This window comes from Streptomyces sp. NPDC049597 (assembly GCF_040675505.1).
Classification (GTDB): Bacteria; Actinomycetota; Actinomycetes; order Streptomycetales; family Streptomycetaceae; genus Streptomyces.
In genome coordinates, this window is record NZ_JBFAOY010000037.1 from 43175 (window position 1) to 53728 (window position 10554).

6 protein-coding genes are annotated in these 10554 nt (G+C 73.5%); 1 reads left to right on the top strand and 5 read right to left on the bottom strand.

The window, feature by feature from the left end:
- Positions 1-61: 61 nt before the first annotated feature.
- From AB0K02_RS29550 to AB0K02_RS29570, 5 genes are all read right to left on the bottom strand, one after another.
- The gene (locus AB0K02_RS29550) at positions 62-931 is read right to left on the bottom strand and encodes an alpha/beta fold hydrolase (RefSeq protein WP_365995625.1); all 870 of its coding nucleotides are present in this window, start codon (positions 929-931) and stop codon (positions 62-64) included.
- Between the two features lie 187 nt (positions 932-1118).
- Positions 1119-2099 carry a hypothetical protein gene (locus AB0K02_RS29555; RefSeq protein ID WP_365995626.1) on the bottom strand — a complete coding sequence of 327 codons (981 nt, stop codon included), beginning with the start codon at positions 2097-2099 and terminating at the stop codon, positions 1119-1121.
- Complete coding sequence (locus AB0K02_RS29560) at positions 2096-5536, bottom strand: DNA polymerase III subunit alpha (RefSeq protein ID WP_365995627.1); 3441 nt, start codon at positions 5534-5536, stop codon at positions 2096-2098. The genes AB0K02_RS29555 and AB0K02_RS29560 overlap by 4 nt, the downstream gene beginning before the upstream one ends.
- A gap of 1156 nt (positions 5537-6692) precedes the next feature.
- The gene (locus AB0K02_RS29565; protein WP_365995628.1) at positions 6693-7778 is read right to left on the bottom strand and encodes a S1 family peptidase; all 1086 of its coding nucleotides are present in this window, start codon (positions 7776-7778) and stop codon (positions 6693-6695) included.
- Between the two features lie 147 nt (positions 7779-7925).
- Positions 7926-8693 carry an IclR family transcriptional regulator gene (locus AB0K02_RS29570; RefSeq protein WP_365995629.1) on the bottom strand — a complete coding sequence of 256 codons (768 nt, stop codon included), beginning with the start codon at positions 8691-8693 and terminating at the stop codon, positions 7926-7928.
- 147 nt (positions 8694-8840) lie between these two features.
- On the opposite strand from AB0K02_RS29570, the gene hutH reads away from it, so the two are divergent.
- A complete protein-coding gene (gene hutH / locus AB0K02_RS29575; protein WP_365995631.1) occupies positions 8841-10379 on the top strand; it encodes a histidine ammonia-lyase in 1539 nt (512 codons plus the stop codon).
- The last annotated feature ends 175 nt before the right edge of the window (positions 10380-10554 follow it).

A 10554-nucleotide genomic window follows, 5' to 3' on the forward strand; every position in this document is an offset into this window, starting at 1 on the left:
ACGCCCTGAGGCCCGAGGCGGCCGTCCGCTCGCGCGAGCGGACGGCCGCCTCGTCCGTTGGTCAGCCGAAGACGGAGGCGCAGGTGGTGGGCTTGGCGTGCGCGGGGTCGAGGGCGTTCGCCACCTCGTGGTAGGCGATCAGGTCGAACACGCCGATCGCGACGTGCTCGGACAGGTCGAAGGGACACAGGTCCTGGAGCAGGACGTTGCGGACGTTCGGCCCGCTGAGGTACTGCGACCCGTAGGGCGTGACGACCTGGTCGTAGCGGGTGGCGATGACCGTGTAGCGCACGCCGGGCACGGTGTCGCCGCCCGCGTTGAGCTTGGTGAGGAAGGCCGATCCGGCGACCTGGTCGGCGAGTGCGGGGGTGTGCTCGCTCAGGAGGTCGGCGGCGCCCGGGAAGTACGGCAGGAGCTTGGTGAGCCCGCCCGGGGTGGTGCCGTGGTTGCTCGGCGCGATGCCGACGAGGGCGTTCACCTTGTCCGCGCCGCCCAGGTACTTGAGGTAGTAGCGCGGCATCATGCCGCCCTGGGAGTGGCCGACGATGTCGGCCTCGGTGGCGCCGGTGGCGGCGAGGACCCGGTCGACATAGGCGTCGAGTTGCTCCGCCGACTTGTCGATGGGACCGAGGCCGTGAAAGAAGGGCACGCCGGGGAGCTGCCCGTAGTCGAGGGAGAAGACGCAGTAGCCGCGCTTCACCAGGTACGGCGCGAGGGCGAGCCAGTTGTCGACGGAGTTGCCGAGGGTTCCGTGGACGAGGACGACGGGGCGGGGATGGGCGGCGGAGGGCTTGCAGGTGTCGTCGTTCCAGCCACTGGTGGGGGCGGTGGCGGTGGTGGCGGCGGTTGCGGTGGCAGTGGGGACGAGAGCGACGGCGACGGCCAGCAGGAAGGCTGACAGTGGTCGGAGCGCACGTTTCCAAGGCAGCATCGATCGGTCTCCTTGCGGCTCAAGGGAGTTGCGATGGCTGAATGTGCTTGCCGTGCACACAACAACCTACGGATCGGTAACCGCACGGGGAAGTGACGTGCCGGTAAAGACTGACTCTTCGTCAACAGCAGCCCGGGCCGCGCGCCCCCGCCGCCTGCACCGCTGCCGCGCCCTGGCGGCCGGTGACCTATGCGGCCAGCGACCCCGGCAGGACCGCCCTCGGACCGAACCTGGCGCGTGCCTGGTCAGCCACGGCCTCGATCCGGCGCGCCCGTTCGTCGGCCGGGTCGAACGACAGCTGCCGGGTGGCGCGTTCGGCCGGCATCAGACCCTCGGCGCGCAGCGACAGCCCGCGCACCCGGGCCCGCTGCAGTGCGAGCGACGCGTACAGGGCGTACGCGGCGCCGGTGAGTGCCGCGGAGTGGGCGGTCGGCTCGCACAGGGTACGGGTACGGACGGTCGTGGACCGGTCGGCGTAGCGCACGGTGAGGGTCAGGGAGCGGCACACCTCGTGCTCGCCGCGCATCCGCGTGCCGAGCTCCTCGGCGAGCGAGAGCAGCGCCCTGCGGTGCTGCGTCCGGTCCAACTCGTCGAAGGGGAAGCTCCGTTCTGCGGCGACCGAAGAGGAGAGGGCGTCCGGGACGACCGTCGTGCGGTCGATGCCGCGTGCCCGCTCCCACACCTCACGGCCGGCCCGCGCGCCCAGGATCCGCTGGACCACGGCGATCGGCGCGTCGGCGACGCGTCCGGCGGAGTCGAGACCGTAGGCGGACAGGGTGCGGGCCGTCGCGCGCCCGACGCCGTCGAGCGCGGCGACCGGCTTGTCCGCCAGGAAGGCGGCGGTCTCGTCCCGCGCCACCACCAGGGTCGTACCGGGCACGGCCTCCCGCGCCGCCATCCGGGCGAGCATCGGGCCGGGGCCGGCGCCGATGACGCAGTCCACCCCGCAGTGCGCCAGCGCCCGCACCCGCAGCAGGGAGGCGAGCTCGGCCGTGTCCCGGCCGAAGTACCGTTCCGCGCCCCGGACGTCGACGAGCGCGGCGTCGGGCGGCAGCGCCTGGACGACAGGACTGATGTCCCCGGCCACCCCGAGCAGGTCGGGCAGCATCGCCTCGGCCCCGGCCTCCTCGGACGCCGGGGGCAGCAGGAAACGTACGTAGAGGATCATCCGGCGCTCCCCGGGCTCTGGTGCCACAGCTTCCTTCCGGTGGCGGCCGTGTCACCGGCCGGCCGCAGATCGGCCCACGGGTTCATCTCGTAGCCCGTCGGCAGCTGGATCCGGCGGCCGCCCGCGGCGTCGCCGTCCGGGTGCGCGGCCGGGGCCGCCAGCCGGGCCGCGACCGCGTCGAGGCCGCCGGTGCTGCGCAGCTCCGCCAGTTCGGCCAGGTTCCAGGCGGCCGCGCCCACCACGCTGAGGCTGCGCGGTCCGCGCCGCTGCACCACTCCGCGCACCAGCAGCAGCCAGGAGTGGAAGACGGTGTGGGCGCAGGCGGCGTGGCTGTCGTCGAAGAAGGCGAGGTCGACCAGGCCGGTGCCGTCGTCGAGCGTGGTGAAGATGACCCGCTTGCCGGACCGGATCGGCGGCGTCTGGGTGGCCGCCTTGGCGCCCGCGACCAGCACCGTCTGGCCGTGCCGCGCACCGCGCAGCCGCTGTGCGGAGAGCACGCCCAGCTCGGCCAGGAAGGCGCGGTGATCCTCCATCAGGTGACGGGAGGCGTCCATGCCGAGCACGCCCAGCTCGGCGCTGAGGCGTTCCGCGTCACCGAGATCGGGCAGGCCGACGGAAGCGGTCTTCCTCCCCTGGTCGAGCGGGAGCTGACTGCCGTACGACGCCGCTTTGCGTCCGCCGCGGTGGAGTTCGGCGAGGTGCAGCAGCAGGTCCCGGCGGTTGGCGCCGAAGGCGTCGAGGGCGCCGACCTGGGCGAGCCGTTCGGCGACGGGCCGGCCGGGACGGGCGCGCTGCCAGAAGTCCAGGAGCGAGGAGTAGGGCTGCCCGGCCTCGATGCGTGACTTCTCGGCCTCGCTGATGCCGTGGACGTCCCCGAGGGCGAGCCGCAGGCCCCACCTCCCGGACCCCTCGCCGCCCTCATCGCCAGACACCAGTTCGATTCGATGGGCGGCGCCCGACCGGTTGACGTCCAACGGCAGCACGGGCACCCCGCGCCGCCGCGCGTCCGCCAGCAGCAGCCGCTTCGGGTACATCCCGGGGTCGTGCGTGAGCAGTCCGGCGAAGAAGGCCGCCGGGTGGTGCGCCTTGAGCCAGGCCGACTGGTACGTGGGCACCGCGAAGGCGACCGCGTGCGCCTTGCAGAAGCCGTACGAGCCGAACGCCTCGACGATCTCCCAGGTGCGGGCGACCACGTCGGGCCCGTACCCCTTCGCCCCGGCGCGCTGCGCGAACCAGACCTTGATCCTGCCCTGCGACTCGGGATCGGAGAGCCCGCGCCGCACCCGGTCGGCCTCGTCCCGGCCGCAGCCGGTCATGATGTTCACGATCTCGATGATCTGCTCGTGGAAGACGACCACCCCGTACGTCTCCTTCAGCGGCCCCTCCAGATCGGGATGCGGGTAGCGGACGGGCGCGCGGCCGTGCCGGGCCTCGATGAACGGCCGGACCATGTCCGCCGCGACCGGCCCCGGCCGGAACAGCGAGATGTCCACGACCAGGTCGTGGAAGTTCTCCGGCTGCAGGCGCCCGACCAGGTCGCGCTGGCCCGGGGACTCGATCTGGAAGCAGCCCAGCGTCTCGGTGGACCTGATCAGGCGGTACGCGCCCGGATCCCCGGGCGGCAGGGAGTCGAGATCGACCTCCTCCCCCGAGACCCGGCGCACCTCGGCGACCGCGTGCGCCATCGCCGACTGCATCCGCACGCCGAGGACGTCGAGTTTGAGCAGCCCGAGCCTCTCCACGTCGTCCTTGTCGAACTGCGACATGGGGAAGCCCTCGCCGCTCGTGGGCACCACGGGGGTGCGGGCGAGCAGGGAGGAGTCGGAGAGCAGCACACCGCACGGGTGCATGGCGACACCGCGCGGCAGGGCGTCCAGCGCCTCGACCAGCTCCCACAGCCGTCCGCGCCGCTTCAACTCCATGGCGACCGGCTGGAGTTCGGGCAGCTCGTCGAGCGCGGCACGCGCGTCGCGGGCCCGGATGTGCGGGAAGGACTTGGCGATCCGGTCGATCTCGGCCGGGTCCATCGACAGGGCCGCGCCCACGTCCCGTACGGCGTGGCGCACCCGGTAGGTCTCGGGCATGGCGACGGTCGCGACCCGCTCCTCGCCGAAGCGGCCGATGATCGCGCGGTAGACGTCGAGGCGGCGGGCGGACTCGACGTCGATGTCGATGTCGGGCAGCACCCGGCGGCGCTTGGACAGGAAGCGCTCCATCAGCAGCCCGTGCTCGACCGGATCGGCGTGCGCGATGCCGATGAGGTGGTTGACGAGGGACCCGGCCCCGGAGCCGCGCGCGGCCACCCGGACGCCCATCCGCTTCACGTCGTCGACCACCTGCGCGACGGTCAGGAAGTAGGAGGCGAATCCGTGGTGGGCGATGATGTCCAGCTCGTGGTGCATCCGCTCCCAGTAGGCGCGCCGGCCCTCGTAGCCGCGCAGCACCATGCCGGCCGCGGCACGGGAGGCGAGCACCCGCTGCGCGGTGCGGTGTTCGGCGCCGACGAGGTGGGGCTCCGGGAAGTGCACGCTGCCGATCCCCAGGTCGTCCTCGGGGTCGACCAGGCAGGCCGCGGCCGTCTCCTCGGTCATCGTGAGCAGCCGGTGCGCGGTGTCGCGCCGGAAGCCGGCGGCCTCGGCGACCAGCTCGGCGGCACGGGCCATGGCGGCCGGGTCCTTGAGCCAGCGCTCACCGCTGTCGAGTTCTTTGCGCGGGTCCACGGGCACGAGCCGGCGGGCCGAGTCGAGGACGTCGGCGACCGGGCCGAGGCCGGGGTCCGCGTACCGGACGGCGTTGGTCAGCACGGCCCGTACGCCCTGGTCGGCGGCGAGGCCGAGGGTACGGGCGGCGTGCCGCAGCGAGCCGGGGCCGGTGCCGGTACGGCCGTGGTGGACGACCTCCAGGCACAGCCGGTCGCCGTACCGCTCCCGCCAGGGGGCAAGCAGCCCGGCGGCGCGGTCGGGGCGGCCGGCGGCGAGCGCGCGTCCGACCTCGGAGGAGGGGCCGAGGAGCACGGTCAGCCCGTCGCCGTGGTTGTCGTGCCACGGCAGCAGCGGGCTCTCCCGGTCGGCCGCATGGGCGGCGGTGATCATCCGGCACAGGTCGGCCCAGCCCTGGCGGGAGCGGGCGAGGAAGACGGTCCGAGGCGCGGATTCGTCGATGAACGCGCCTCCGCGGACCGGTGTGCGGCGGCGTTCGGCGGGTCCCTCCCGGTGTTCGCGCTCCCCCACCGCGAGGTCCACACCGAACAGCGGCCGTACGCCCGCGCCGGAGCACGCCTCGGCGAAGCGGACCGTCCCCGCGAGGGTGTCGCGGTCCGTCAGCGCGAGGGCGTCCATGCCCCGCTCGGCAGCGCACTCGGCAAGCCGCTCCGGGTGGGAGGCCCCGTATCGCACGGAGAACCCGGAAACGGTGTGCAGATGCGTGAAGCCCGGCATCCGCACCTCCTGGATCAGCCCGTCTCACCTCCCCTGTCCTTTCCACCATAGACCAAATTTCGAACACTCGTACGATGATCGTGGGGCGTGTGCCGTTCGCGTCCGCCCCGGGCCGTCCATCAGCCGCTTGACCGCGTCCCACCTGCGGGAACACCGGGTCCCGCGGAGCGCTGGGCCGTGGGCCGGGCAGACGACGGGCCCCCGTCGAGGGCTCTCCCGGCAGCGGCCGCGGGCTCGAACACGCGCTTCCAGGGGGAGCGGCGCGGCGGGGCCGGGGGGGTGCTGTCGGCGGGGGCGGGAGCTTTCCCCCACCCCGCCCCTTCCCGAACCGGGGCTCCGCCCCGGACCCCATGGCCCTGCACCCTGCCGGGCGCGGACCGCCACCGCGCTTCGCGCGGGGCGATCGACTGCCGGCCCGAGGGCCGGTGCGGCCCCGACGAGGGCACTTCAGGCCATGCCGGGGACGCGCGGCTCGGGCCAGAGCGACGCAGGCATGACGCGGGCGCGGATGACAGACGACGTGGGGTTCGGCGCTGGCCGCGCGGGGCCACCACGCGGGTGCGGAGGCGCGGACACTTCGGGCCCGCCGTGCGACAGCGACCCGGGGCCGCGACAGAGCACGCAGCCCGGGGCACAGCGACGCATGCGGGTGACACACAGCAACGCAGAGGTCGGGGCCCACCGACCGGGCCACCACACAGGTGCGGAGGCGCGGACACTACGGCCCCGCCGTGCGACAGCGACCCGGGGCCGCGACAGAGGACGCAGCCCGGGGCACAGCAACGCAGAGTTCGGGGATCCACCGCCGGAGGCCACCACGGGTGCGAGGACCGGCAGCCCCCGACGGGCGGCCCGGCGATGCCACTCCCGGTGCTCGAGACGCGAGGCCCAGGACAGAGGACGCAGCGCCCGGGGCGGCGACGCGGTGCGGATGACAGCGTGACGCGGGGGCGCGGGGCACAGCCGCCACGGGCACAGCGACGCCGGGGCCGAAGCCGGCAGCCCCCGACGAGCGGCCCGACAGCGGAAACTCCCGGTCCCGCCGCGCGATCGGGACGCGGGCCCGGGGCGCAGCCCCGAGGAGAGGCCGCGTGGGGCGGCGGGCACATGCGAGGGGCCCGGGGGCAGCGCCTCCGGGCCCCTGGTCACACCAAGGTCAGCCGATTTCCGCGCCGAACGTCGACAGCGCCTCCGTCACCGGCTGGAAGAACGTCTCGCCTCCCGACGAGCAGTCACCGCTGCCGCCCGACGTCAGACCGATCGCCGTGTCGCCCGCGAAGAGCGAACCGCCGCTGTCGCCCGGCTCGGCGCAGACCGTGGTCTGGATGAGGCCCTCGACGATGTCGCCGTTGCCGTAGTTCACGGTCGCATCGAGCGCGGTGACCTCACCGTCGTGGACCTGCGTCGTGGAGCCGCTGCGCTGCACCTGCATGCCGACGGTCGCGTCACCCGCCTTGGCGATGGCCTGCGCGCTGCCGTTGTAGAGGTTGACCTCGCTCGGGTGCGCGGTGTCCCCGTTGTACTTCACCAACGCGAAGTCGTTGCCCGGGAACTGCGAGTCGACCATCGTGCCGATGGCCGCGCCGCCCGCCGAGTCCGACCACTCGCTGCCGGACTGGCCGCAGTGGCCGGCGGTGATGAAGTGCGGCTCGCCGTCCTTGACGACGTTGAAGCCGAGGGAGCAGCGTCCGCCGCCCGAGTGGATCGCGTCGCCGCCGGCCACGAACGGCTTGAACTCGCCCTTCGTCCGCTTGAGTTCGGCCTTGGCGCCGAGGCCCTCGACGACCTCCTGCAGCTTGGTCAGCTCCGCGCCCTCGACCGTGCGGTCCGCCGTGACCACCAGCTTGTTCGTGACCGGATCCGTCGCCCAGGAGGTGCCCGGGATACGCGCCTTGTCGGCCAGCGTCTGCCGCGCGCCCGTCAGTTCGGCGAGCGTGTTCTCGACGATCCGGGCCTTCCCGCCCGCCTCGCGCACCGTCTGCGCGGCGTCCTCGGAGACGACGTTCACCACGAGGGCCTTGGCCTCGGCGTCGTAGTAGGCGCCGGCGCCGTCGGCACCCAGATCCTGCGTCAGCGAGAGGGCGAGCGTCCCCGCCGCCGGCGCCGTCAGGGACTTGAGGGCGTACTGCTCGGTGCTGTCACTGGCGTTCGCACTCTGGAAAGTGACGGCCGCGGCGACCAGGGCGACGACCGCGCCGCCCGCAACTGCCGCTTTTCTCCTGGGTATGCGCCGGTGCTTCACTACATGACCTCCTGTGGGGGCCGCGCCCGGGCACGTGGGGTGCCCGGACACGGAGGATGGGGCGCCCACTATTCCGAGGCGTCACACTCGCACACAAGGCCGACACTTGGACGGGCACACGACAACTCGCGTGCGTTCACAGCCTCTTCACAGGGGCGGTACGCCGCCCACCCGCCGGCTCAGCTCAGCAGCCGTGCGCGCGACCTGTTCGGCGATGCGCCCGCGCTGCTCCGGGTCCACCTCGGCGGCCGGGAACGTCACGGCCACCCCCGCGATGGGATGGGCACTGTGGTCGAGCACGGGCGCGGCGACCGACGAGAAGCCCCGCGTGACCTCGCCCTCCTCCGTCGCGTAGCCCCGGCGCCGCACCTCGACCAGGAGGGCGCGCAGCGCCGAAAGGGAGCGGGGCCCGGCCTCGTTGCGCATCACGAAGGCTGACGGGTCCGGAAACAGCGCCCGGACCTGCGCCTGGGCGAGCCGGGCGAGCATCGCCCGGCCGCTGGCCGTCAGGTGCGCCGGCAGCCGGACACCCACCTCCGTCACCAACGGGGCCCGGCCCGGCGCCCGTTCCTCGATGACGTAGATGACCTCGCGGCCGTGCAGGACCGCGAGGTGCGCGCTGTGTCCCGTGCGGTCGACCAACGCGGCCAGCGGCACCCGGGCCAGCCGCTGGAAGGGGGCCTGGCGGCTGTAGCCGGAACCGAGTTCGAAGGCGCTGACACCCAGTCCGTAGCGGCGTTCGTCGGCGAGGTGCACCACGAACCCCTCGCGCACGAGCGTGTCGAGGAGGTGGTACGTCGTCGAGCGGGGCAGTCCCACGTCTCGGCTGATGGCCGCCGCCTGCACCGGACCGACCTGCCGGGCGAGGTAGCGCAGGACGGCCAGCACCTGCGCGGCGGCGGGAACGATCGACATGCCGCGACGCTACCGCGCCCCGGCCGGCAGGGCGTCCCCATGCGCGCCTGATGTCGTCTGGGATACCAGACCCAATGTCTTGGATACCAGACACAACCTCACGGTCGGCCATGGTGGCACCGCTGTGACCTCGTGCTTCATGGAGGCATGGCAAATGTTCTCGTAGACGTCGGCGCGCTGTCCGCCGACGATGTCGTGTCCGTCGCCCGTCATGGGGCGACCGTGTCCCTGTCCTCGGCGGCACAGGACGCGATCGTCCACAGCCGCAAGGTGATCGAGGCCCTCGCCGGGGACACGACCCCGCACTACGGTGTGTCGACCGGCTTCGGGGCCCTCGCCACCCGGCACATCCCCACCGAGCTGCGCGCACAGCTTCAGCGCAGCCTCGTCCGCTCGCACGCCGCCGGCACCGGCCCCGAGGTCGAGCGCGAGGTCGTCCGCGCACTGATGCTGCTGCGCCTGTCGACTCTCGCGACGGGCCGCACCGGTGTCCGGCTGGAAACCGCGCAGGCGTACGCCGCGCTGCTCAACGCCGGCATCACCCCGGTCGTGCACGAGTACGGCTCTCTCGGCTGCTCCGGCGACCTGGCTCCCCTCGCCCACTGTGCGCTCGCCGTCATGGGCGAGGGCGACGTGCGCGACGCCGACGGTGTCCTGCGCCCCGCGGCCGAGGCGCTGGCCGCGGCCGGCATCGAGCCCGTCACGCTGCACGAGAAGGAGGGCCTGGCGCTCATCAACGGCACGGACGGCATGCTCGGCATGCTGATCCTGGCCTGCCACGACCTGCGCCGGCTGCTCGCCACCGCGGACATCGGCGCCGCCATGAGCGTCGAGGGCCAGCTCGGCACCGACGCCGTCTTCGCCGCCGATCTCCAGGCCCTGCGCCCCCACCCCGGCCAGGCGGACAGCGCCGCGAATCTGAGGGCCCTGCTCGCCGGGTCGGCGATCGTCGCGAGCCACCGCGGTCCCGAGTGCACCCGGGTACAGGACGCGTACTCGCTGCGCTGCTCCCCGCAGGTCCACGGCGCCGCGCGCGACACCACTGCCTATGCCGCGCTCGTGGCGTCGCGCGAGCTGGCGAGCGCCGTCGACAACCCTGTGGTGACCCCCGACGGCCGGGTGGAGAGCAACGGGAACTTCCACGGGGCCCCGGTCGCCTGCGTCCTCGACTTCCTCGCCATCTCCGTCGCCGACGTCGCCTCCGTCGCCGAGCGGCGCACCGACCGCTTCCTCGACGTGGCGCGCAACCACGGTCTGAACGCGTTCCTCGCCGACGACCCCGGAGTGGACTCGGGCCACATGATCGCCCAGTACACGCAGGCCGCCATCGTCTCGGAGCTCAAGCGGCTGGCCGCGCCCGCCTCCGTCGACTCCATCCCCTCCAGCGCCATGCAGGAGGACCACGTCTCGATGGGCTGGTCGGCGGCCCGCAAACTGCGCCGCGCCATCGACGGTCTGACGCGGGTCATCGCGGTGGAACTCCTCACGGCCGCCCGCGCCCTCGATCTGCGCGCACCGCTGGCGCCCTCCCCGGCGACGGCCGCCGTCGTCGCGGAGCTCCGCCGGGACGTGCCGGGACCCGGCACGGACCGCTACCTCGCTCCCGAGATCGAGGCGGCCGTCCGGTGCGTCGCATCCGGCCGCGCCCTGAGCGCCGCCGAGGCCGTCACCGGTCCCCTCGTCTGACCCCTCGTCCGTTCCCCCGCCCCCTCCCACGACGGCCCCGCGAGGCCGTCACCGAAAGGAAGAACATGTTGGAAGGCGCACGCCCCGTTCGGGCCCCGCGCGGTACGGAGCTGAGCGCTCTGGGCTGGCAGCAGGAGGCCGCGTTGCGGATGCTGCAGAACAATCTGGATCCGGA